Raw genomic sequence first — 21781 nt, 5'->3', positions numbered from 1 at the left:
CCATAACTTGGAGACACGGCATGAGCCATCGCACCTGTTTGCGTACCAGCTTAGGTACTTGCATACGTATTTTCCCGTATTCGTTTTACGACGTACCCGTTATCTTGCGCAACGTCTGACGGCTGTCATGAATCCGTTCATTCGGCGTCATCTGTTGACGGCGTGCGCCTTGCTGGTCGGCGCGGCCGCACTGCACGCACCCTCGGCGCAGGCGGTGGAATGCATCGTGCCGGCCAAACCTGGCGGCGGCATGGACGGCGCTTGCAAGATGATCCGCAAGGCCTTGCCTTTGAGTGCAGAGGGCGCGCCGGTGAAGATCAGTTACCTGCCTGGCGGTATCGGCGCGGTGGCGTGGAGTTCAGTGGTGTCGCAGCGTCGCGGCGGCGCGGACACGCTGGTGACGTTCTCGGGCGGTTCATTGCTCAATCTGGCGCAGGGAAAATACGGCAAGGCCGCGGTGTCTGACGTGCGCTGGCTGGCTGGCGTCGGCGTCGACTACGGCATGATCGCGGTGCGCAGCGATGCGCCGTACAAGAACTTGCGTGAACTCATCGACGCCATGCGCAGCGAGCCGGGCAAGATTACCATCGGCGTCAGCGGCACGGTCGGCAGCCAGGACTGGCTGAAGGTGGCAATGATCGCGCGCCGCGCCGGTATCGATCCGCGCAACTTCCGCTTTGTCGCCCTGGAGGGCGGCGGCGATTCATTCACCGCGTTGCAGGCCAATCACGTGCAGGTGATTTCGGGCGACGCCTCGGAAGCGGCAGCGTCCGTCAAGGACGGAAAATCCCGCGTGCTCGCGGTGCTGTCCGAGCAGCGCCTGCCGGGTTCCCTGGCCGACGTCCCGACCGCGCGCGAACAGGGCTTTGACGTCGTGTGGCCGATCATCCGCGGCTTCTACATGAGCGCCAAGGTCAGCGACGCCGACTATGAGCGCTGGGTGGCGGTGTTCGACCGCACCATGGCAACCGAAGAATTCAAGCGCCAGCGCGTGGCCGGCGGACTCTATCCGTTCGCCATGACCGGCGCGCCGCTGACCGACTACATCCACAAGGTAGTCGAGCAATATCGCAAGCAATCGCAGGAACTGGGGCTGGTCAGATGACCCGGCATCCTGCTCCTGAATAACTGAAGAGGAGATTTCGCATGTTCGTAAAACGCCGCATCATGATCGTACTGGCGCTGGCCGGTTTGTCCGCACACACGCTGGCGCAGAGCCCGGCGGGCTATCCCGCGGACTACGCCAAGGTAGTCGAAGCGGCGAAGAAGGAAGGCAAGGTCGTGGTCTACAGCACCACCGATTCCAAGGCGGCGGAAGCGCTGATCCGCGATTTCAGCACCCTGTATCCGGCCGTGAAGGTGGAGTACAACGACATGAACTCCACTGAAGTCTATAACCGCTTCATCTCCGAAGCCGCCGCCGGCGGCGCTACCGCCGATGTGATGTGGTCGTCGTCGATGGACCTGCAGATGAAGCTGGCGTCGGAGGGCTACGGCCTGGCCTACAAGTCGCCGGAAGCGGCCGCCGTCCCGGCCTGGGCCAACTGGAAGGACACCGCTTACGGCACGACGTTCGAGCCGACCGCCATCGTCTATAACAAGCGCCTGGTGCCGGAAGCCGAAGTACCGGCCACGCACGCCGACTTCACCAGGCTGCTGACCACCAGGCTCGACAAGTACAAGAACAAGGTCACCACCTACGACATCGAGAAGTCCGGCGTCGGCTTCAGCCTGATCACGCACGACCTGAAACTCAATCCGCAGTTCTGGGACTTCGCCAAAGCGCTCGGCGGCGTGGCGGTGCGGGTGCAGTCGTCCACCGGCACCATGCTCGAACGCATCTCGTCGGGCGAGAACCTGATCGGCTACAACATTCTTGGTCCGTACGCATTGACGCGCGCCAAGAAGGATCCGTCGATCGGCATCGCCTTCACCAAGGACTACAACCTGGTGCTGTCGCGCGTGATCTTCATCAACAAGTCAGCCAAGAACATCAACGCCGGCAAGCTGTGGCTGGATTACATCCTGTCCAAGCGCGGCCAGACCATCATCGCCAATGATGCGCAATTGTTTGCCATCCGCGGCGACGTTGCCGGCGCCACCACCTCGGCCGAGCTGACCAAACAACTCGGCGCGGCCCTGAAGCCGATGCCGGTCAACACCGACTTGCTGGAATACCTGGACCAGACCAAGCGCCTGGCTTTCCTCAAGCAATGGAAGGATGCGGCCGGCAAGAAGTAAGCGCCGGCAGCGATAAGTCCGGCGCACGGCCGGACTGCCTTGTAGCGACATTCATCTCGTAGTACCCGTCTTGGGGACGCAGCTGTTGCGCCTCCAGGCCCCCGGCTTGTCTGAATTGTCGAGATGCCGGAGACGCGGGCTGCTTCATCACCAGAAACGGCAGGTTCTCATGCAAACACTTTCTTCCACCACCGGCGCCTTGCCGATACGGCGCGCCCGCTTCCGCCTGAACTGGCCGCGCGGCGTCGTGGTCGCGCTGGCGGCGCTGGCCATTTTCGTGCCGCTGCTGCTGATTTTCTATCAAAGCTTCCTGTCGGCACCGTTCTTCGCACCGGTCAAGACGCTGACGCTGGATTCGTATCGTTTCATTTTTGACGACTCCGATTTTCGCCAGGCCTTCGTCAACGGCTTCTATCTCGCCTCCGGACTTGCCCTGATCGCGGTGCCGCTGGGCGGCATGCTGGCCTTCCTGATGGTGCGTACCGACTTGCCGGGGCGCGCCTGGATTGCCCCGATGCTGCTGGTGCCGATCTTCGTCTCGCCGATGGTGATTGCCTTCGGTTACGTGGTCTCGATGGGACCGGTCGGGTTCTATACCGTGTGGGTGCGCAACCTGCTGTCGGTGGTCGGTTTTGAAGGTGATCCGTGGAACGTGTATTCCTTCCCGTCCATCGTCATCATTGCCGGCCTGACGCACGTGCCGCATGTCTATCTGTACGCGTCGGCGGCACTCAAGAGCCTGGGCTCGGATGTCGAAGAAGCCGCGCGGGTGGCCGGCGCCTCGCCCCTGCAGGTGGCGCTCAACGTGTCGCTGCCGATGATCATGCCGGCGCTGGCCTATTCGGGCGTGCTGGTGTTCTTCCTCGGCTTCGAAGTGTTCGGCCTGGTGCTGGTGCTCGGTGATCCGGAGGGCCATCTGGTGCTGGCGACCTATCTCTACAAGCTGACCAACAAACTTGGGACGCCCTCGTATCATCTGATGGCGGCGGTCGCGGTTTGCCTGGTGGCGGTGACGATGCCGCTGGTGATGCTGCAGCGCTGGTTGCTGAAGTCAGCAAACAAGTACGTCTCGATCAAGGGCAAGGGTGCACGCCAGAAGGCGCTGCCGCTCGGCAAGTGGCGCTGGATCGCGTTTGCCCTGATCGCCTTCTGGCTGCTGTTCACGGTGATCGTGCCGCTGTCGGGCATTGCTCTGCGTACTTTCGTTTCGCACTGGGGCGACGGCGTCAAGCTGATGGAGGTGCTGACGCTGCAAAACTTCCGCGACGTCTGGAGCCAGCCTTCGCTGGTGCGCGGCATCATCAATACGGTGCTGATCGGCGTCATCGGAGGTGCGTTCGCGGTGGTGTGCTACAGCGCGATTGCGCTGGCCATGCATCGCAAGAACGACGGCATCACGCGCTTCCTCGACTACAGCGTACTGGTGCCGCGCGCGGTACCGGGTTTGCTGGCCGGCCTGTCCTTCCTGTGGGTGTTCCTGTTCGTGCCTTCGCTGCTGGACAACTTCCTCAAGGGCTTCGACAACGACATCGCGCGCTGGCTGTCGGACAGTTTCATTCCGCAATTGCGCTCGTTGCGTTCGACGATCTTCTCGGTGTGGCTGGCGTATTCGGTGGTGTGGATGGCCTATGGCCTGCGCCTGATCACCACCGCCTTGCTGCAGGTCGGCCCCGAGCTTGAGGAGGCGGCGCGTGCGGTCGGTGCACAACGCGGCCAGGTCACGCGCGACGTCACTCTGCCGCTGGTGAAGTACGGCCTGCTGGGCGCGTGGCTGATGGTGTTCCTGATCTTCGAGCGCGAATACTCGACCGGCGTCTACCTGCTGTCTCCGGGCACCGAAGTGATCGGTTCGATGATCGTCTCAATGTGGGCCGCAGGCGCGGTGGAACTGGTGGCGGCGCTGTCCTTCATCAACATCACGCTGGTCGCCATCGGTCTCGGAATCGCCCTGCGCTTCGGCATCAAATTGCACGATTAACTTACTCAACATACGAGACTGCGGCGTGATCGCCGCAGCCTGCAATCAAAGGAATCATCATGTCAGAACTCTCCGTCAACGATCTGCATCTCGACTACGGCAGCGGCGCCGGCGCCAATCCAATCCTCAAGGGCGTCTCCATGCAATTGCAGCGCGGCGAAGTGGTCGCCTTGCTGGGCCCGTCGGGCAGCGGCAAGACCACGCTGCTGCGCGCCGTCGCCGGGCTGGAGTCGCCCAAGGCCGGCACCATCGATATCGCCGAGCGCCGTGTGTTCGACGGCGCGCGCAACTATGAAATGCCGGCCGAAGAACGCAACCTTGGTCTGGTGTTCCAGTCGTACGCGCTGTGGCCGCACAAGACGGTGTTCGACAACGTCGCCTACGGCCTCAAGCTGCGCAAGATGGGCGGCACTGAGATTGCAGAGCGCGTCAAGGCCGTACTCTCGCAACTCGGCCTCGGCCACCTGGGCGAGCGCTTTCCGCATCAACTGTCCGGCGGCCAGCAGCAACGCGTCGCGATCGCACGCGCGCTGGTCTATAACCCGCAGGTCATCCTGCTCGACGAACCGCTGTCCAATCTCGACGCCAAGCTGCGTGAAGAGGCGCGCGCTTTCCTGCGCGAACTGATCGTGCGACTCGGCCTGTCGGCGCTGATGGTCACGCATGACCAGGGCGAAGCGATGGCGATTTCGGATCGCATCCTGCTGCTCAACAACGGCAAGATCGAACAGCAGGGTACGCCGCAAAGCATGTACCAGACTCCCGACACGTTGTTCACTGCGGAGTTCATGGGTAGCAACAATCGTCTCAAGGGCAAGGTGCTGCAGCGCGACGGCCAGCGCGTCACCTTGCAGGTCGAGGGCGGCACGGTAGTCGCCAGCGCGCGCGGCGGCAATATCGGCAATGAGGCCACAGGCATCATCCGCCTCGAACAGGTTCGCATCTCAGACCACCAGACCGACAACGCCATTCGCCTGCCGCTTTCCACGTGCATGTACCTGGGAGACAGGTGGGAGTGCCTGTTCAAAGCCAAGAGCGCGGACAGCACGACGGTCGGCTTGCGCGCCTACGCGCCGCACAAGCTGGCGCAGGGCGAGTACTGGCTCACATTGCCGGAACAAGCTTTGTGGGCTTTTTGATTTCAACGTAACAACACCGCAACACCACAACCATAAAAACGATTTTTACCAAGGAGAAACCAGAGTGCAAAAAAAATTATTGGCAGCTGCCATCCTGTCGACCCTGAGCGGCGCGGCGGCGGCGCAGAGCAACGTCACTGTGTACGGCCTTATCGACACCGGCATCGAATACCTCAATAATGCAGGCGCCACAGGCGGCAGCGTCACACGCATGAGTTCCGGCGCGATGAATACCTCGCGCATCGGCTTTCGCGGCACCGAAGATCTTGGCGGGGGCCTGAAGGCGATCTTCCAGCTGGAAAACGGTTTCAAGCTCGACAACGGCGCCTTTGACGGCGACGCCGGCCAGCTGTTCAACCGCCAGTCCAACGTCGGCCTCGAAGGCAGCTTCGGTCGCATCGTCGCCGGCCGTTCGTTCAGCACCACCTACGACTTCATTTTGCCGTTCGATCCGATGGGTTACTCGGCGCAATATTCGTGGGTGACGTCGGCCGGCGCCACCGGCGGGCGCAAGGACGGCATGCCGACCGGCGTGTCCAACCTGGTCAAGTACCAGGGCGACTTCGGCGGTTTCAAGCTGGGTGCGATGTACGGTTTCGGCGAAGTGGCCGGCAGCGTCAATGACTCATCCAAATATGGCCTCGGCCTGGGATACGGCAACGGTCCGTTCTCGCTGGCGACCACCTACGATCGCGTCAACGGCACCGCCGCAGTGCCGGGCGGGTCATTCGACAAGACCACCACGGTGCATCTGGCCGGCGGCTATCAGGTCATGGAATCGCTGAAGTTCAACCTCGGCTACCGTTACTTCAAGAAGAGCCTGGCGTCCGGTGCGACCGACCTGCGCAGCGATTTCTACTGGGGCGGTGCAACATACAAATTCACACCGGCCTTGAGCCTGATCGGCACGATCTACTATCAGAACCAGAAGAACCTGGTCACCGATGCCGATCCGATCATGTATTCGCTGCGTCTGAAATACGCCTTGTCCAAGCGCACCGATTTGTATGCCAGCGGCGCTTACGCCAAGGCGAAGAACAACCAGCTGGTCGGCCTGTCGCGTGACGACGTCGGCTTCGGCAACAGCCAGGTTGGCGTCACCCTGGGCATGCAGCACCGTTTCTGAGCCGCTTGGGCATCAAGAAGCAGGATGAGCGTTGTGGCGCCGGTGCGATGCAGGTGCCGGCGATCACAACAGCTCAGCATTGACCATTCAGGGAGCAACTTTCTCCCGACATCGCAACTTCGGCAGGGGGCACGGTTTTTTGCTGCCATCCGTCGAACGCGGTGTGCAATAGCGTGCTGAAGGCGGCCGCCGATTGCGCTCCCGACAGCGCCTGCTTTCGATCCAGTACGAAGAAGGGGATGCCGCGCACGCCGATCTGACTTGCCTGCGCCACATCTTCCTCGACTTCAGCAGCATAGGCGCGCGACGACAACATGATTTCCGTCGCCGACGCATCCATTCCGAGCTCGTCCCCCAGTTGCGCCAGGACCCGGCGGTCCTCCAGGTTCAAGCCTTCTTCAAAGAATGCCTGGAACAGGCGCTCCTTCATTTTGCTTCCCAGATCGTTTCCAAGATCGTGCATCGCGGCCCAGTGCACCATTCTCAGTGCGTCGAATGTGTCGACCATCTGCAGACGGTCGAAATCGAATCGAATGTCGACGTCGCGGCCCAATGCAGTCACATGCGCGATCGCCTGTTGCATGGACGATCTCGCCAGGCCCTTGGTCTTGGCGAGGACCGTGCAGGCGTCACTTCCTTCCTGGTACCGGACGTCGGGGAAAAGACGATAGCTTTTCCAGACAACCTGAATCTGCCCCTTGTGCGCGAAGGCGTCGAGTGCCTTGTCAAAGAGGCGTTTGCCGATGAAGCAGAAGGGACACATGATGTCGCTCCAGATCTCGATCTGCATTTTTTCGGATGGTGTGGTGTTCATGTATTTTTTCGTTGAAAATTGGAAGTTCGCCGATGCGGATGGGCGGCGGCAAAGTTGTTCAGGCTTGCGCCATGGCGTTCTGGGCGAGGTCTTTCCAGGGAATCTGCGCGGCCCAGCTGTCAATCGAAGCTTGCGGCACGGCAAATTCAGCCCTTGCCGCGCGCAGGTCGACGTTAAGGATGTCGGCATGCGCGGGATTGGTCATGTAGCGATACAGATTGGCGAGAGCGCCGCCGGTCTCGGCGCCGAAGGCGGCGGACAGTCCGGCTTCGAATTGCTCGATCGGCAGCGGGAAATAGAACACGTTGCGACCCACGGCCTTGCCGATGGCGGCGGCCAGTTCATTGCCCGTGATCGCTTGCGCGCCGCCGATGTCGAATGTCGGTCGTCTTGCCGCCAGATCGGGACGTTGCAGGGCGGCGACGACATAGGCGGCGGTTTCTTCCCAACTGATCCAGGATACTTTCTGGCCGGCGGGAACAGGGTAGGCCAGCACGCCGTCGTTGACGATCGACGGCGTCGCGAACGGCGCGGTCAGGTTGCCCAGGTACAGCGTGGGACGTAATACGATGCTGGGGATAGTCGCCTGCTTCAGATAACGTTCAAGCTCGGACTTGATATCGATTGCGACGCTGCCGGTGGCCTGACCCGCCTCGGCTGCACCGACGATGCTGGTATTGAAGACCATCAGCGGCGCCTCGGCTGCGACGGCGGCGTCGATCGCATTTCTGCCCCAGCGAATTGCCTTGTCGGCGTTGAACTGCAATGGCAGGGCAAAGTAGACGCCGGCGACGTCGCGGCTCGCGGCCAGCAGTTGTGCCGGCGAATCCAGGTCACCGATCGCGACTTCCACACCGGTGTCCTCGAACGAGGATTTGTTGTCGGCATTGCGCAGCAGCACGCGCACCTTCTTGCCGCTTGCCCTCAACGCGCTCACCACTGCACGGCCTTGTGCGCCCGTGGCGCCGAGCACCAGATAGATTTGTTCTTTCATCATTGACTCCAAAATGTGGTTAAGAAGTCAACAGTGTAGGAGCTTGGTCAGGTATTGAATAGAATGTACATGCATGTGCAATACCCACAAAAATGTACCTATTGGAGCCGTCATGAAAGCTGCATCACCTGATCGTTGTCCCGTGGACATGGCGCTGGATCTGGTCGGCGGCAAATGGAAGTCACTGGTGTTGTATCGCCTCAGCGCGGGGACTTTGCGCTTCGGGCAGTTGCAAAGAAGCATTCCTGAAGTGACGCAGCGCATGCTGACGCTGCAGCTGCGCGAGCTGGAGCGCGACGGCCTGGTGCGCCGGGTGGTGTATGCGGAGGTGCCGCCCAAGGTGGAGTACAGCCTGACGCCGCCGGGGCAGTCATTGACGCCTGTGCTTGAGCAATTGGGGGGATGGTTCCATCAGAACGTGTCGGCGTTGCAGGACTACGCGCATGCCGGCACGGCAGAAAGCGGAGAAGACTGAACATTGTCTCCTCCGGTGAGATGCCCTCAGTCTTCCGTTTCGATCTCTTCGAACACGCCTGCGCCGCGATTCTTCACTACTTTATCCCAGGCAAATACGCGCCCGTTCATCGCGACATACACGCCGTGCGGCAGCAGCTGCGCCACGCCGCAGGCGAAGCCGAAATTGAATTGCGCATCCGAGCCGTGGATGGCGTAAGGAATCATGGCGCCGGTCAGTACGATGGTCTTGGCCAGTTGCGCCGCGCCGAGCACGCGTGCGGTGTCCTGCATGGTGTCGGTGCCGTGGATGACGACGATGGCGTTTTCTTCCGAGCGGTCGCATGAGGCGAGCACGCGGCGCCGGTCGATGTCCTGCATGTCGAGCGAATCGAGCAGCGGCAGTTCTTCCAGCGTGGCGGGAACGGTCAGGCGTGCACGCGCGATGACCTCGGGCAGGTGGCTGTTGGCGAAAACAAGCTGGCCGGCGAGCTCGTCGTATTGCTTGTCGAAGGTGCCGCCGGTGGCGATGATGCGTAAAGTCATGATCATGGAAAATCAGAAAAAGTCCCAGCCATCATACCCCACATCACGCTACCGGCGGCCCGTGCAAATCAACTCTTGATTACGCTGCCAGCAGCTCTACCGTGCGTTTGCCGTCAGCTGCGACTACCGGGGCTGCCGATTGCGCGGCAGCTTCCACAAGCTCGGGCGGCATCGCTATCTGGCCGTCGATCAACAGCGCGAACAAACGCTCGACGTCGATCGCCTGGATCAGCAACTGGCCGTTGTTGGCCTTGATCACCTGGGTCACCAGCATCGATGCACCCTGCATCGCGAACGGCGTGTGCATGATCTGGGCAGGATTGAACTGCGGCACGGCGTGCAGCTCATCGACCAGCAAGCCGATTGTGTGTTCGCCTTCGCGCACGATCATCACCTGGCTGCTGCCGCTGACGGCGGAGCGGGTGCCGCGCATCATCTGGCCAAGGTCGAACACCCAGACGAATTCCTTGCGCTTGCCGTCGCCGTCATCGCGCCGCAGGTTGAGCACGCCGATCTGTTCCGGCCGCGAGCCCATCGAGGTGGGTAGCACTTCGCTGAACGGCACCGCTTCCACCACGTGGGCGGCAGAGATGGCGAACAGGTTGTGGTCGCTGAAGAAGGTGGCGTATTCGTTGCCGTCGGTGATGGTCGGATCGGTTTCGAGCAGGTATTGGCGGCCGTCGGTTTGCGAACCTGCGCCTTGCACCGCGCCGAAGGATTCGAATACCACCGCGATGACGTCTTCCTGGTAACCGTCGCTGACCTTGAATTCACGATAGCCGTTTGATACCGAGCAGGCGACGATGGCATATTCGCCGTCGTGCACCGCGACCTGCGACGCACGGCCGCCGTTGGCGATGGTCAGCAGCGCCGGATCGATGTCCAGCGTCTCGCCGACGCTGCGCGCGCTGTCAGTGGTCGAGATGATGCGTGCATTGCGATCAATGTAGAAAGCCTTCATATTCTTCTTGGCGGTAATGCCGCTGGAGAGCATGTTGGAAAACTCCGGCATCGAGTCGAACACGATGCCGATGCCGCCGACCACCACGGCTTCGTTCTCGAGATCGCGGATCGCTGCGTGATAAATGTAGGTGTCCTTGCCGTCGTACAGCGCACTCGGCGTGAAGGCGCTGACGTAGTACTGCTGCTGCGTGCGCAGCGACAGCACCTGGCGCAGGCTGTCTTCGTCGATGTCGCTGCCAATAATGTCGGCCGCGTTGTCGCCGGTGCTGGCGATGATACGGCCATGGCGGTCGTAGACGAAGATGCGCGTGTAGACGGTATACAGGCCATTGATGTAGGCGAGGATATTGGTCATCTTCTCGACCGTGGCCTGGTCCTGCGCCGGTTGCGCCAGCGCGCTGCGCAGTTCCGGCGTGAGCGCCCACCAGCGGCAATCGTCGGAGCGCTCGTAGAGATTGCGATCGAGCAGGTCTACCAGCAGGCTGGTGGTGAACTCGGCATCGCGCATGCCCGACACCAGTACGGTTTGGTAGAGGTCATGAATCGATTGCGCGAACAACTCGTTGCTGCGATTGCCGGTCTCGCTGATCTGGTCGAGGATGGTCTTGAGCTTGAGCATTTCGCCGCGTTGGCCCGCGGTCATGACCTGGCCGTTCCAGACGATGCGCTGGATGGTCTTGGCGGCGGTCATGATGTCGTACAGCGGCGGGCAGAATGAATGCGCGTGCGACAGCAGGCCTTCGGCAATCTCGGGCGACAGCTTGGTGAGCACGTCGCTGATGACGCCGCTGAAGGCCACTTCGACCGGAATCATCACCTGACCTTGCCAGCCGCTCGGACCGGGATAGCCCTGATAGCCGTCGGAGGACACCGTACGGACCAGATATTCGCGGCCGCAGAACAGCATCAGCGCGGCGTTGCCGTCGCGATTGACCGGCACTTCGGTGCCGACCGGGATCCACAATTTATCGGCGCTGGCGATGACGCGGTTGTCGGCGTCCAGCAGCAGCATGTTGGAGCGCGCTTCGGCGTCACGATGCGACGAGAAGATGCCGGCCATTTCTTCTTCGAAATGGAAGCACAGGCACAGGATGCCGACTACCGCACCAGTTTGGGGATGCTGCATGCGACGCGAATAAATCAGTGCACGTTCCTTGCCGGGACGCAGGTCGCTGAAGCGGAAGGTCTCCACATAAGTGTCGGAGTTGAGCGTCTCGGCGATCAGCGCATCGGCGCTGTGTTCCAGCGGTGTGGCCGGATCGATCTGCACCAGCACGTTGCCTTCGGTGTCAAGCAGCATGATCTCGTCGTAGACGGTGTATTTATCGCGGTACTGGCGCAGGCGATAACGGATCGCCTCCACGCTGTCGGGGCCGTCAGTGACGCCGGCGACAAAATTGCACAGTTCGCGATCAGTGGCGAGGAAGCCGACGTCGGCGGTGCGCTCGAACAGATTGCGCACCACGATGTCGATCACGTACTGCGCCTTGGTGCCGATTTCGGTGAGCACGTTGCGGACTTTTTCCTGGACCAGGCTGACCACCAGCTCGCGTTCCAGACGGCTGAAGCCGGTGCGCGTTGCCGCCATGGTCGGCAGGATGGTCTTGGCTTCACTGGGGCAATTCATTTTTGCCGAGGCTTCAATCACACGCCACATCAGATTCAGTTCCTGCAGCGACTGTTCGCATTTGGTGACGTCGCGCATGTACGGCAGGAAGGTTTCGGTTTGAATCGCTACGTGTTCAGTCATGTTGTCCCTTTTATTGAAGAAGCCCGCAAGAACTTGTCCGCGCCGCACTTATATTTAGTAATTAATGTCGGCACTCAGTTGTTATTACGCAAATTGCGTGCCACGCATTCTATTGGTAAAACGATATGCATGTTGTCTACAAGATCGTCCGCAAAGCCGCATGCAGATTGACTTTCAATAATTTCCGCGTGGAAATTGTAAAGACGTTTTTTGTCGTAGCGGGAACTGCGCGGCGAATTATTTTTCTGAATCGCTCATTGCGTACGCGCTGATCGCTAATGCTGCCCGGTCAGGTTTTTGATAGTTGGATAAAATCGAGACATGAAACCGATTGCTCCCGGCACCGTCATCTTCCATCGCCATCGCGGCTATGGCGTCATCGTCTCCGTCAACTTGCTGACGGGATGGATTTCTGCGCGCTTCGGCAGCGAGGTGCGCACGCTCGATTTGAATCTGTCATCCGATGAAGTGCAGCATGCCGACGGTACGCCGATCATGTTCCGCCGCCAGCCGCCCGACCGCATGCCGCATGCGCGCCTGATGGCGATGGTGCGCGAGTTGCACGCGGCCGGTTATCAACGCTTGTATCTGTACAGCTGGCCCAAGCCTTCGGGCCTGCACTGGCGCTGGCATTTGTTCGCGGGGCCGCGTCATTGGAATGAACGGCCGTGGCGCGAAGGCTGGTACGGCTCGGGCGCGGACTACAATTTCAATCCGATTTTCGGCTGGGGCGATACGCCCGGCGCGAGCGCCCAGGATCTCGCCAGCGCACTGGCGCAATTCGATCCGCAGGGACTTGCGCAGGCGCTCGGACGCGATGAGGATCACACGGCGTGGTTTGCGGCGGTGTGCGATGCGCTGTTGCCGCATCATGCGTATAGCATGGGATGGGATCACGCCGGATCGATGCCGGAACATTTGCCGGTCATCGCCGTGCGCAGGGGAGTGGAGCCGTACGCCGGGTCGCCGCTGCCATGGCCGCCCGGCTGGCTGCATCTATGGAAGGTGTCGCACGCTCAGCATCTGCAGTATGCGCCGCCGACGCCGGTGCGCGTCAGGCCAACGCCTCAGGATTGAGGACGTTCTTCGGCGCGCCGTTGGCGAAGTCGACGATGTTCTGGAAGGCCGCGCGGAAGTACAACTCGTAGCCGTCTTTTTCCACATAGCCGAGATGCGGCGTGGCCACCACGTTGTCCATGCGCAGCAGCGGCGAGTCCTGCGGCAGCGGTTCGGTTTCGAACACGTCGAGACCGGCGAAGCCAGGACGGCCCTGCTGCAGCGCTGCTTCCAGTGCGCCGCTCGCCACCAGTTCGGCGCGGCTGGTGTTGATGAAGGTGGCGCTCGGCTTCATCTGCGCCAGGTCTTGCGCGTTGACGATGCCGCGCGTGGCGTCGTTGAGGCGCAGGTGCACCGAGACGAAGTCCGCCGTCGAAAAAAATTCTTCCTTGCTGGCCGCGGCGGTGTAGCCGTCTTTCTGCGCCTGCTCCAGGCTGGCCTCGCGTCCCCACACCACGATCTTCATGCCGAAGGCTTTGCCGTAGCTGGCCACCATGCGCCCGATTTTTCCGTAACCCCAGATGCCGAGCGTGCGGCCCTTGAGGGCGACGCCGATGGGATTGCGTTCCGGCGCGGCCGAGACTTGCTGCCAGAGGCCGGCCTTGAGGTTGGCGGTGTATTGCGGGATGCGGCGTGCGGCCGCCATGATCAGCGCCCAGGTCAGTTCGGCCGGCGCGGTCGGGTCGCCGACGCCTTCGACGATGGCGATGCGCTGCGCGGTGGCGGCGGCGACATCGACGTGGCCGCTGATCTTGCCGGTTTGCGAAATCAGCTTCAACGCCGGGAGTTTTTCGAGGATGGCTTTGGTGAAGACGGTGCGTTCGCGGATCAGCACCAGCGCGTCGAACGGCGCCAGGCGCGCGACCAGCTGGCCGGCGCCGCGCACGGTGTTGTTGAATACCTTGACGTCATGGCCGTCCAGCAGCTTGAAGCAGTCGAGTTGGCGGACGCTGTCCTGGTAGTCGTCGAGGATGGCGATCTTCATGTGGTCTCCGGAAGGCGGTTGGTGTTGGGGAAAACCACATCATAAAACGCCCGCCGGATTTTTGCCGCCTCCCTGCAAAGGGCGAATGCTCAGGCTGGAATCTCAATCACCAGCTTGCCGCGCGCACCGCCTGCATCGATGACGTCGTAAGCGGCATCGGTCTGGTCGAAGCCGAAGCGACGCGGATCGACCTGCACCACGATCTTGCCGGCTTCAATCAGCTTGGTGGCTTGCTCCATGATCTCGCCATGATGGGCGCGACCCTTGCCGGTCAGCAGCGGCATCAACGTGAACACGCCCGAGTAAGTCGCGGCGCGGAATGACAGCGGCGCCAGGGCATGTGTGCCCCAGCCGAGACAGCTGACGACGTGGCCGTGGTAGCGTTTCGCCGCGATGAAGGAGGCGTCCAGCGTGGCGCCGCCGACGGTGTCGTAGACGATGTCGAAGCCTTCGCCGGCTGTGTATTGCTGCACGTATTGTTCCACCGTGGCGGTGCGGTAATCAATGAAAGTGGCGCCGTAGCCGGTAATGACGTCGCGCTGCTCGGCCGAACCGGTGGCGTAGACGTCGGCGCCGAAGGCCCTGGCGATCTGCGCCGCAACGTGGCCGACGCCGCCGGCGCCGCCGTGCACCAATACTTTCTGGCCGCTGCGCACATGGGCGCGATCAACCAGACCTTCCCAGGCGGTGATGAAGATCAGCGGCAGCGCGGCGGCTTCACGCATGCCGACGTTGGCTGGCGTGTGCGCCAGCAGGGCGGCGTCGACGGCCGCGAATTGGGCCAACGAACCTTGTACTCTGCCGACGCCGCCGGTCATGCCGTAGACCTCGTCGCCGACGTTGAAGCCGGACACGCCGGAACCGATCGCTTCGACCACGCCGGCCATGTCGATGCCGAGCACGGCAGGCAACTGCGCGTGCGCATGTCCGGCCTTGCCGGCGCGGATCTTGGCGTCGAGCGGATTGAGTCCGGCCGCGCGGATGCGCACCAGCACCTGGCCCGCGCCGGCAACGGGGCGATCAATGCTGGTGCTTTGCAGCGGTGCGCCATGGGCGCGCAGCAGTACTGCGGTCATGGAGGACGCGTTGGAGGTATTGGAGGATGCGGTGGTCATGGCGTTTCCTTTCTGAGTCTGTGGATGAGTGACGCCGCGTTCTTGTTTGCAGCGATGAAGCAAGTCTAGAGACGGAAAGGCCTGAGAAAAACGGGGCAGACGGCAATACAGAATGGTGAAAACGTGGATAATCGGCAGCACCCACGAATCCTCATTCGTCATCCCTCATACGCCGGAGAAGAACAGCAAACATGGACCGCCTGGATGCCCTGAAAGTGTTTTGCAACGTCGTCGAGGCCGGCGGTTTCAGTCGTGCGGCGGACCGGCTCGGGATTTCGACCTCATCAGTGACCAACCAGGTGTCGGCGCTGGAGACGCATTTCCGCGCCAAGCTGCTCAACCGCACCACGCGCAGCATGTCGCTGACGGAAGAGGGGCGCCGCTGTTACGAGCAGGCCTTGCTGCTGCTGGGCGGCATGAGCGACCTGGAAGGCAGCATGATGCAATCGCAGGCGCTGCCGGCCGGCACGCTGCGCGTCGACATGCCCAGCGTGATCAGCCGCCAGTACATTGCACCGGCGCTGCCGCAGTTCCTCGCGCAGTATCCCGACATCGCACTCAAGATCACGGTGGGCGACCGCATGATCGACATGGTGGAAGAGGGCGTGGATGTGCTGATCCGCATCGGCGACCTGCCTGATTCCAACCTGATCGCCAAAACCGTCTTCAAGACCAGCTACATGTGCTGCGCCTCGCCTGAATTCGTCGCGCGCCATGGCGTGCCGAAGACGCCGCAGGAGCTGGCCGATTTCCCTTGCCTGGGCTTCCTCAATCCGAAATCGCGCATGGTGCGGCCCTGGCAGTTCAGCAAGGGCAAGGAAAGCCATAGCTACGTGCCCAAGGGCGCGCTGGCGATGGACCACGTCGAGTCGCTCATCGAAGCGGCCAAGGCCGGTTGCGGCATCGTCCAGCAAATGTCGGTGTCGCTGATCCCGCCGGTGCGCAGCGGCGAACTGGTGCCGTTGTTGCCGGACTGGCTGGCGCCGGGGCCGGATGTCTCGGTGCTGGTCCAGCAAAAGAACCATCGCGCGGCCAAGATCAAGGCTTTTGTCGATTTCGTCGCCTGCGTGTTCTAAGGTGATCTCTACAGCGGAAAATTGTTGCCGGAGGTCCAACTTTCGGGGCTGCTGCGCAGCAATGTCGGTGAATTGCTGACGCCATGTCGGCCGTTTGTCCTGTGGCACTTTGACCCGCACGAAATGTCCATTCAGTAAGGCTCAGGCAAGCAAAGCCCTTTTGCTGCGCTGCTTCGTAATGAAAAAACACAATCGCGTTAAAAGCGTATTTCCTACTACATTAGTCGGTTACTTTTCACTACAAACAAGCAGGGTACGGGTGTACAATCGCCGCCTGATTTTCATAAAGTCGGCTGCTGCGGAACAATCTTTCGCGCCTGATTTTATGGATGGTTTCAGGCGAGGCCTGAAGCATTCGACAAGACCGCCGTACCACCGGCTGATGGCGCCACCCGCCTCGCCGGCTGCATGCAACGACGATCCTGCCGTGCCAACGAATTCGATTTAACTTTAGGCATTGGAGGTAGTGTTTATGAATCAACCTGTCATGGAAGGCGTCGCCGCATTGAACGCCCCCGCTTTCGTCAAACACCAAAAACTGATCAACTGGGTCGCCGAGATCGCCGCGCTGACCAAGCCGGAAAGCATCTACTGGTGCGACGGTTCGCAGGAAGAGTACGACCGCCTGTGCGCTGAAATGGTCGCCGCCGGCACCATGAAGAAGCTGAACCAGGACAAGCGCCCGAACAGCTATCTGGCCTGTTCCGATCCGTCGGACGTGGCGCGCGTGGAAGACCGCACCTTCATCTGCTCCAAGAACAAGGATGACGCCGGCCCGACCAACAACTGGACCGACCCTGCCGAAATGCGCACGACCCTCAACGGTTTGTTCGATGGCAGCATGCGCGGCCGCACTTTGTATGTGGTGCCGTTCTCGATGGGCCCGCTGGGTTCGCCGATCGCCCACATCGGCGTCGAGCTGTCCGATTCGCCTTACGTTGCGGTGAACATGCGCATCATGACCCGCATGGGCAAGGCCGTGTATGACGTGCTGGGCGCCGACGGCGATTTCGTACCTTGCGTGCATACCGTTGGTGCACCATTGCAAGCCGGCCAGAAAGACGTCGCCTGGCCATGCAACCCGACCAAGTACATCGTCCATTATCCCGAGACTCGCGAAATCTGGTCCTACGGTTCCGGCTACGGCGGCAATGCGCTGCTGGGCAAGAAATGCTTCGCGCTGCGCATTGCGTCGACCATGGGCCGCGACCAGGGCTGGCTGGCCGAACACATGCTGATCCTCGGCGTCGAATCTCCTGAGGGTAAAAAGCACTACGTCGCAGCGGCTTTCCCATCGGCCTGCGGCAAGACCAACTTCGCCATGCTGATTCCGCCGAAGTCCTTCGACGGCTGGAAAGTCACTACCATCGGCGACGACATCGCCTGGATCAAACCGGGTGAAGACGGTCGCCTGTACGCGATCAATCCGGAAGCGGGTTATTTCGGCGTGGCCCCAGGCACCAATGAAAAGACCAACTTCAACTGCATGGCTTCGCTGCGCGCCAACACCATCTTCACCAACGTCGCGCTGACCGACGACGGCGACGTCTGGTGGGAAGGCATGACCAAGGAAGCGCCTGCGCATCTGGTCGACTGGCAAGGCAAGGACTGGACACCGGAAATCGCCAAGGAAACCGGCCGCAAGGCAGCGCACCCGAACGCGCGTTTCACCGTCGCCGCGACACAAAACCCTGTGATCGACACAGCCTGGGATGACCCGGCCGGGGTGCCGATTTCGGCCTTCATCTTCGGCGGTCGCCGTTCGACCACCGTGCCGCTGGTGACCGAAGCGCGCAACTGGGTCGAAGGCGTCTACATGGCTGCGACCATGGGTTCTGAAACCACCGCAGCCGCGGTCGGCCAGCAAGGCGTGGTGCGCCGCGATCCGTTCGCGATGCTGCCGTTCGCCGGCTACAACATGAGCGACTACTTCCAGCACTGGCTGAACCTCGGTCGCAAGATCGCCGCTTCGCCCGCCGAACTGCCGAAGATCTACTGCGTCAACTGGTTCCGCACCGACGCCGACGGCAAGTTCGTCTGGCCAGGCTTCGGCGACAACATGCGCGTGCTGAAGTGGATGCTGGAACGCATCGAAGACCCGCAAGGCGTGCGCGTCGGCGGCGTTCCACACATCTTCGGCGTGTCGCCGCGTTACGAAGATCTGCAATGGGACGGCATCGATTTCACGCCGGAACAGTTCGCCACGATCACCTCGATCGACAAGGCGGCCTGGGCCAAGGAAGTCGAGCTGCACACCGAGCTGTTCGACAAGCTCAAGCACAATCTGCCGCGCGAGCTGGTGGAAGTGAAGGTGGCGCTGGAGAAGAAGCTGGCGGCGTAATCAGTGACGTTGTGCACCGCCAAGGAAAAACGGCCATCTTTCGATGGCCGTTTTTTTATGTCCGCAAGATAGTGTGCAGCACCGCGCGCATGTGCTCCGGCACCGTCACCGGTCGTCGTGTCGCCGCGTCGACGTAGACGTGGATGAAGTGTCCCTGCGCTGCGGCCGTGTCGTCGCCCTCGCGGAAAATTCCCACCTCGTAACGCACGCTGGAGTTGCCCACGCTGGCCACGCGCACGCCGACATGGACCAAGTCCGGGAAGCTGACAGGGGCGAAATAATTGCACTGGGTTTCAATGACCAGGCCGATGACGTCGCCGTCGGGAATGTCGAGCGCCTTGCTTGCCATCAGGAAATGATTCACGGCCGTGTCAAACCAGCTGTAATACACGACGTTGTTGACGTGGCCGTAGACATCGTTGTCCATCCAGCGCGTCTGCAGGGGGTGGAAATGAGGATAGTCGGCGCGGCGGGAAGCGGTCGGTTTGCTGGTCATCGTATTTTTGCCTCGGTGTTTTGCCAGGTCGCACGCATGTTGCCGTGCTGAAGTAATATTGCGGCGGGAACGAACCCCGTCTCCTGATTTCAATCGAACGGTGAGCCGGCAGTGTAAGCGATCAGCAGTGCCCATGCAGCAAGCCGGCGCTTGCATCCGGCGCTTTGGCGCCCATATGCAGCTTGTCCCTTGTCATACCGGCAAGCCGTTCTGTACGAATGCCGATAGTCAAATGCAATCAAAAGTATTAAACAAATAAATTTGATTAATATATAGAGGCGCTTTACTATGGCTTCACTCTCTTTCAACCCCAAGTAAAGGAAATAGCAATGTCCCTGATCAATACGACAATCAAGCCATTCAAGGCAACTGCTTACCACGACGGCAAATTCGTCGACATCTCCGAAGCAACCCTGAAGGGCAAGTGGTCCGTGTTCGTGTTCTACCCAGCTGACTTTACTTTCGTCTGCCCGACAGAATTGGAAGACCTGGCCGACAACTACGCTGAATTCAAGAAACTGGGCGTGGAAATCTACGGCGTGTCGACCGACACCCATTTCGCGCACAAGGCATGGCACGACACTTCGGAAGCCATCAAGAAAGTCCAATACCCACTGGTCGGCGACCCAACCACAACACTGGCTCGCAACTTCGAAGTCCTGATCGAAGAAGAAGGTCTGGCGCTGCGCGGTACTTTCGTGATCAATCCGGAAGGCCAGATCAAGATCCTGGAAATCCATGACAACGGTATCGGCCGCGACGCTTCCGAACTGCTGCGCAAGGTCAAGGCAGCGCAATACGTTGCTTCGCACCCAGGTGAAGTTTGCCCAGCAAAGTGGACTGAAGGCGCTGAGACCCTCAAGCCATCGCTCGACCTGGTCGGCAAGATCTAATTAAATCGCAGCGCGATTTAATGCAGTGATCATGCAGTGATCAAGAAGTACAGAAACAAAAACTGAAGCACCCGTCCGGATTCGGCGCAAGCAACGCCGCAGAGCTCACGAGGCCGAGCGGCGGAGTCCGGACAATATTGAAGTCTCACATCAGAGGAAAGTGGAAATCATCATGTTGGATGCCAATCTCAAAGCCCAATTGAAAGCCTACCTGGAAAAGGTCACGCAGCCTATCGAGATCGTCGCGTCGCTGGATGATGGCGCCAAGTCCCGTGAGTTGCAGGAGCTGCTGCAGGAAATCGTTACGCTGTCCGAGCGCATCACGCTCGTTGAACGCAACGATCACGCCGCGCGCAAGCCATCCTTTTCATTGAATCGCCCCGGTACCGATATCAGCGTGCAATTCGCCGGTATCCCGATGGGCCACGAATTTACGTCGCTGGTGCTGGCGCTGCTGCAAGTCGGCGGCCACCCCATCAAGCTCGACGACAAAGTGATCGAACAGATCCGCAACCTGGATGGCGATTACAGCTTTGAAACCTATATCTCGCTGACCTGCCAGAACTGCCCGGAAGTCGTGCAGGCGCTCAACGTGATGTCGATCATCAATCCGCGCATCCGCTCGGTGACGGTGGACGGCGCACTGTTCCAGGACGAAGTCGAAAAACGCCAGATCATGGCCGTGCCGACCGTCTACATGAATGGTGAAGTGTTCGGCCAGGGCCGTACCGGCGTGGAAGAAATCCTCGCCAAGCTCGACACCGGCGCCGCCGCCCGCAAGGGAGAGGAACTGAGCGCGAAAGAAGCTTATGACGTGCTGATCGTCGGCGGCGGTCCTGCCGGCGCCGCAGCGGCGATCTATGCAGCGCGCAAGGGCATCCGCACCGGCGTTGTCGCCGAACGTTTCGGCGGCCAGGTGCTGGATACGCTGGCGATTGAAAACTTCGTCTCCGTCAAGGAAACCGAAGGTCCGCAATTCGCCACCGCGCTGGAACAACACGTGCGCAGCTACGACGTCGACATCATGAACACGCAACGCGCCGAAGCACTCGTGCCGGGCAATGGCCTGATCGAAGTCAGGCTGGCCAACGGCGGCGTGCTGAAGGGCAAGACTGTGATCTTGTCGACCGGCGCACGCTGGAGGCAAGTCAACGTGCCGGGCGAGGACGAATATCGCAACCACGGTGTGGCGTACTGCCCGCACTGCGACGGTCCGCTGTTCAAGGGCAAGCGCGTGTCGGTGATCGGCGGCGGCAATTCCGGCGTCGAAGCCGCAATCGACCTGGCCGGCATCGTCAGCCATGTCACGCTGCTGGAATTCGCCGCGGAACTGAAGGCCGATGCCGTGCTGGTGCGCAAGCTCAAGAGCCTGCCCAACGTTACCGTCATCACTTCGGCGCAAACCAGCGAAATCACCGGCGACGGCAAGAAGGTCAACGGCATCAGCTACAAGGAGCGTGTCAGCGGTGAAGTGAAGCACATCGAGCTGGAAGGCGTCTTCGTCCAGATCGGCCTGGTGCCGAACACCGAATGGCTGAAGGGTACAGTGGCACTGTCCAAGCATGGCGAAATCGAAATCGACGCCAAGGGCCAGACATCGATTCCCGGCGTGTTTGCTGCCGGCGACGTGACCACCGTGCCGTACAAGCAGATCGTGATCGCGGTCGGTGAAGGTTCCAAGGCGGCATTGAGCGCCTTCGATCACCTGATCCGCAGCTCGGCGCCGGAAGAAGCACCGGTCGCCGCCAAGGAAGCAGTGACAGCGTAATCAATCAGTTGAAAATCAGTAGTTGCAAGCCGGTCATCCGTCGCCCC

General features: G+C 60.9%; 18 protein-coding genes. 11 read left to right on the top strand and 7 right to left on the bottom strand.

Annotated features, from left to right (window positions below):
- The first annotated feature begins 127 nt into the window (after positions 1 to 127).
- The 5 genes from ACIROW_RS15930 (at position 128) to ACIROW_RS15910 (ending at position 6484) form a co-directional block, all read left to right on the top strand.
- Positions 128 to 1105: a Bug family tripartite tricarboxylate transporter substrate binding protein gene (locus ACIROW_RS15930; protein ID WP_402277293.1), complete on the top strand. Its 978-nt coding sequence runs from the start codon at positions 128 to 130 to the stop codon at positions 1103 to 1105.
- Between the two features lie 41 nt (positions 1106 to 1146).
- A complete protein-coding gene (locus ACIROW_RS15925) occupies positions 1147 to 2241 on the top strand; it encodes an ABC transporter substrate-binding protein (RefSeq protein WP_402277291.1) in 1095 nt (364 codons plus the stop codon).
- A gap of 169 nt (positions 2242 to 2410) precedes the next feature.
- Positions 2411 to 4219 carry an ABC transporter permease gene (locus tag ACIROW_RS15920; protein ID WP_402277289.1) on the top strand — a complete coding sequence of 603 codons (1809 nt, stop codon included), beginning with the start codon at positions 2411 to 2413 and terminating at the stop codon, positions 4217 to 4219.
- Between the two features lie 59 nt (positions 4220 to 4278).
- Positions 4279 to 5358, top strand: coding sequence for an ABC transporter ATP-binding protein (locus ACIROW_RS15915; protein ID WP_402277287.1), 1080 nt, complete (start codon positions 4279 to 4281; stop codon positions 5356 to 5358).
- Between the two features lie 64 nt (positions 5359 to 5422).
- Positions 5423 to 6484 (top strand): porin, encoded by a 1062-nt coding sequence (locus ACIROW_RS15910; RefSeq protein WP_402277285.1) that lies wholly within the window; start codon positions 5423 to 5425, stop codon positions 6482 to 6484.
- 73 nt (positions 6485 to 6557) lie between these two features.
- Here the strand turns inward: ACIROW_RS15910 and ACIROW_RS15905 are convergent, their stop codons facing one another.
- Together ACIROW_RS15905 and ACIROW_RS15900 are read right to left on the bottom strand one after the other, a co-directional pair.
- On the bottom strand, positions 6558 to 7298 hold the full coding sequence (locus ACIROW_RS15905) for a DsbA family oxidoreductase (RefSeq protein ID WP_402277283.1): 741 nt from the start codon (positions 7296 to 7298) through the stop codon (positions 6558 to 6560).
- Positions 7299 to 7356: 58 nt separating this feature from the next.
- Complete coding sequence (locus tag ACIROW_RS15900; protein WP_402277281.1) at positions 7357 to 8292, bottom strand: SDR family oxidoreductase; 936 nt, start codon at positions 8290 to 8292, stop codon at positions 7357 to 7359.
- A gap of 112 nt (positions 8293 to 8404) precedes the next feature.
- Between ACIROW_RS15900 and ACIROW_RS15895 the strand changes: the two genes are divergently transcribed.
- Positions 8405 to 8767, top strand: coding sequence for a winged helix-turn-helix transcriptional regulator (locus tag ACIROW_RS15895; RefSeq protein ID WP_402277279.1), 363 nt, complete (start codon positions 8405 to 8407; stop codon positions 8765 to 8767).
- Positions 8768 to 8793: 26 nt separating this feature from the next.
- Here ACIROW_RS15895 and ACIROW_RS15890 read toward each other — a convergent pair whose 3' ends face one another.
- Together ACIROW_RS15890 and ACIROW_RS15885 are read right to left on the bottom strand one after the other, a co-directional pair.
- Positions 8794 to 9291, bottom strand: coding sequence for an asparaginase domain-containing protein (locus tag ACIROW_RS15890; RefSeq protein WP_402277691.1), 498 nt, complete (start codon positions 9289 to 9291; stop codon positions 8794 to 8796).
- Between the two features lie 79 nt (positions 9292 to 9370).
- Positions 9371 to 12004 carry a chemotaxis protein CheW gene (locus tag ACIROW_RS15885; RefSeq protein WP_402277277.1) on the bottom strand — a complete coding sequence of 878 codons (2634 nt, stop codon included), beginning with the start codon at positions 12002 to 12004 and terminating at the stop codon, positions 9371 to 9373.
- A 321-nt stretch (positions 12005 to 12325) separates the two neighbouring features.
- On the opposite strand from ACIROW_RS15885, the gene ACIROW_RS15880 reads away from it, so the two are divergent.
- Positions 12326 to 13081: an L-asparaginase gene (locus ACIROW_RS15880; protein WP_402277275.1), complete on the top strand. Its 756-nt coding sequence runs from the start codon at positions 12326 to 12328 to the stop codon at positions 13079 to 13081.
- On the opposite strand, the gene ACIROW_RS15875 is transcribed toward ACIROW_RS15880, so the two are convergent.
- Positions 13059 to 14045 (bottom strand): D-2-hydroxyacid dehydrogenase family protein, encoded by a 987-nt coding sequence (locus ACIROW_RS15875; RefSeq protein WP_402277273.1) that lies wholly within the window; start codon positions 14043 to 14045, stop codon positions 13059 to 13061. The two genes, ACIROW_RS15880 and ACIROW_RS15875, sit on opposite strands and share 23 nt — an antisense overlap.
- An 89-nt stretch (positions 14046 to 14134) precedes the next feature.
- Entirely contained in the window at positions 14135 to 15160 is a 1026-nt protein-coding gene (locus ACIROW_RS15870) for a zinc-dependent alcohol dehydrogenase family protein (protein ID WP_402277271.1), read from the bottom strand.
- A gap of 191 nt (positions 15161 to 15351) precedes the next feature.
- Between ACIROW_RS15870 and ACIROW_RS15865 the strand changes: the two genes are divergently transcribed.
- Both ACIROW_RS15865 and ACIROW_RS15860 read left to right on the top strand, forming a co-directional pair.
- A complete protein-coding gene (locus ACIROW_RS15865) occupies positions 15352 to 16236 on the top strand; it encodes a LysR family transcriptional regulator (protein WP_402277269.1) in 885 nt (294 codons plus the stop codon).
- Positions 16237 to 16708: 472 nt separating this feature from the next.
- Positions 16709 to 18577, top strand: coding sequence for a phosphoenolpyruvate carboxykinase (GTP) (locus ACIROW_RS15860; RefSeq protein ID WP_402277267.1), 1869 nt, complete (start codon positions 16709 to 16711; stop codon positions 18575 to 18577).
- Between the two features lie 55 nt (positions 18578 to 18632).
- On the opposite strand, the gene ACIROW_RS15855 is transcribed toward ACIROW_RS15860, so the two are convergent.
- Positions 18633 to 19073: an acyl-CoA thioesterase gene (locus ACIROW_RS15855; RefSeq protein ID WP_402277265.1), complete on the bottom strand. Its 441-nt coding sequence runs from the start codon at positions 19071 to 19073 to the stop codon at positions 18633 to 18635.
- Between the two features lie 329 nt (positions 19074 to 19402).
- On the opposite strand from ACIROW_RS15855, the gene ahpC reads away from it, so the two are divergent.
- Both ahpC and ahpF read left to right on the top strand, forming a co-directional pair.
- On the top strand, positions 19403 to 19966 hold the full coding sequence (gene ahpC, locus ACIROW_RS15850; RefSeq protein ID WP_402277263.1) for an alkyl hydroperoxide reductase subunit C: 564 nt from the start codon (positions 19403 to 19405) through the stop codon (positions 19964 to 19966).
- Positions 19967 to 20138: 172 nt separating this feature from the next.
- Complete coding sequence (gene ahpF, locus ACIROW_RS15845; RefSeq protein ID WP_402277261.1) at positions 20139 to 21734, top strand: alkyl hydroperoxide reductase subunit F; 1596 nt, start codon at positions 20139 to 20141, stop codon at positions 21732 to 21734.
- Positions 21735 to 21781: the final 47 nt, after the last annotated feature.

It is taken from the genome of Herbaspirillum sp. NPDC101397 (genome assembly GCF_044767325.1).
Taxonomy (GTDB): domain Bacteria; phylum Pseudomonadota; class Gammaproteobacteria; order Burkholderiales; family Burkholderiaceae_D; genus Herbaspirillum.
Note: the sequence above shows the minus strand (reverse complement) of the source record. Positions and strands in the feature narration are given on the sequence as shown.

Coding starts and splice junctions, on each gene's coding strand:
- ACIROW_RS15930 (WP_402277293.1), top strand. CDS start 128: ATGAATCCGTTCATTCGGCGTCATCTGTTGACGGCGTGCGCCTTGCTG.
- ACIROW_RS15925 (WP_402277291.1), top strand. CDS start 1,147: ATGTTCGTAAAACGCCGCATCATGATCGTACTGGCGCTGGCCGGTTTG.
- ACIROW_RS15920 (WP_402277289.1), top strand. CDS start 2,411: ATGCAAACACTTTCTTCCACCACCGGCGCCTTGCCGATACGGCGCGCC.
- ACIROW_RS15915 (WP_402277287.1), top strand. CDS start 4,279: ATGTCAGAACTCTCCGTCAACGATCTGCATCTCGACTACGGCAGCGGC.
- ACIROW_RS15905 (WP_402277283.1), bottom strand. CDS start 7,298: ATGAACACCACACCATCCGAAAAAATGCAGATCGAGATCTGGAGCGAC.
- ACIROW_RS15900 (WP_402277281.1), bottom strand. CDS start 8,292: ATGAAAGAACAAATCTATCTGGTGCTCGGCGCCACGGGCGCACAAGGC.
- ACIROW_RS15895 (WP_402277279.1), top strand. CDS start 8,405: ATGAAAGCTGCATCACCTGATCGTTGTCCCGTGGACATGGCGCTGGAT.
- ACIROW_RS15890 (WP_402277691.1), bottom strand. CDS start 9,291: ATGACTTTACGCATCATCGCCACCGGCGGCACCTTCGACAAGCAATAC.
- ACIROW_RS15885 (WP_402277277.1), bottom strand. CDS start 12,004: ATGACTGAACACGTAGCGATTCAAACCGAAACCTTCCTGCCGTACATG.
- ACIROW_RS15880 (WP_402277275.1), top strand. CDS start 12,326: ATGAAACCGATTGCTCCCGGCACCGTCATCTTCCATCGCCATCGCGGC.
- ACIROW_RS15875 (WP_402277273.1), bottom strand. CDS start 14,045: ATGAAGATCGCCATCCTCGACGACTACCAGGACAGCGTCCGCCAACTC.
- ACIROW_RS15870 (WP_402277271.1), bottom strand. CDS start 15,160: ATGACCACCGCATCCTCCAATACCTCCAACGCGTCCTCCATGACCGCA.
- ACIROW_RS15865 (WP_402277269.1), top strand. CDS start 15,352: ATGGACCGCCTGGATGCCCTGAAAGTGTTTTGCAACGTCGTCGAGGCC.
- ACIROW_RS15860 (WP_402277267.1), top strand. CDS start 16,709: ATGAATCAACCTGTCATGGAAGGCGTCGCCGCATTGAACGCCCCCGCT.
- ACIROW_RS15855 (WP_402277265.1), bottom strand. CDS start 19,073: ATGACCAGCAAACCGACCGCTTCCCGCCGCGCCGACTATCCTCATTTC.
- ahpC (WP_402277263.1), top strand. CDS start 19,403: ATGTCCCTGATCAATACGACAATCAAGCCATTCAAGGCAACTGCTTAC.
- ahpF (WP_402277261.1), top strand. CDS start 20,139: ATGTTGGATGCCAATCTCAAAGCCCAATTGAAAGCCTACCTGGAAAAG.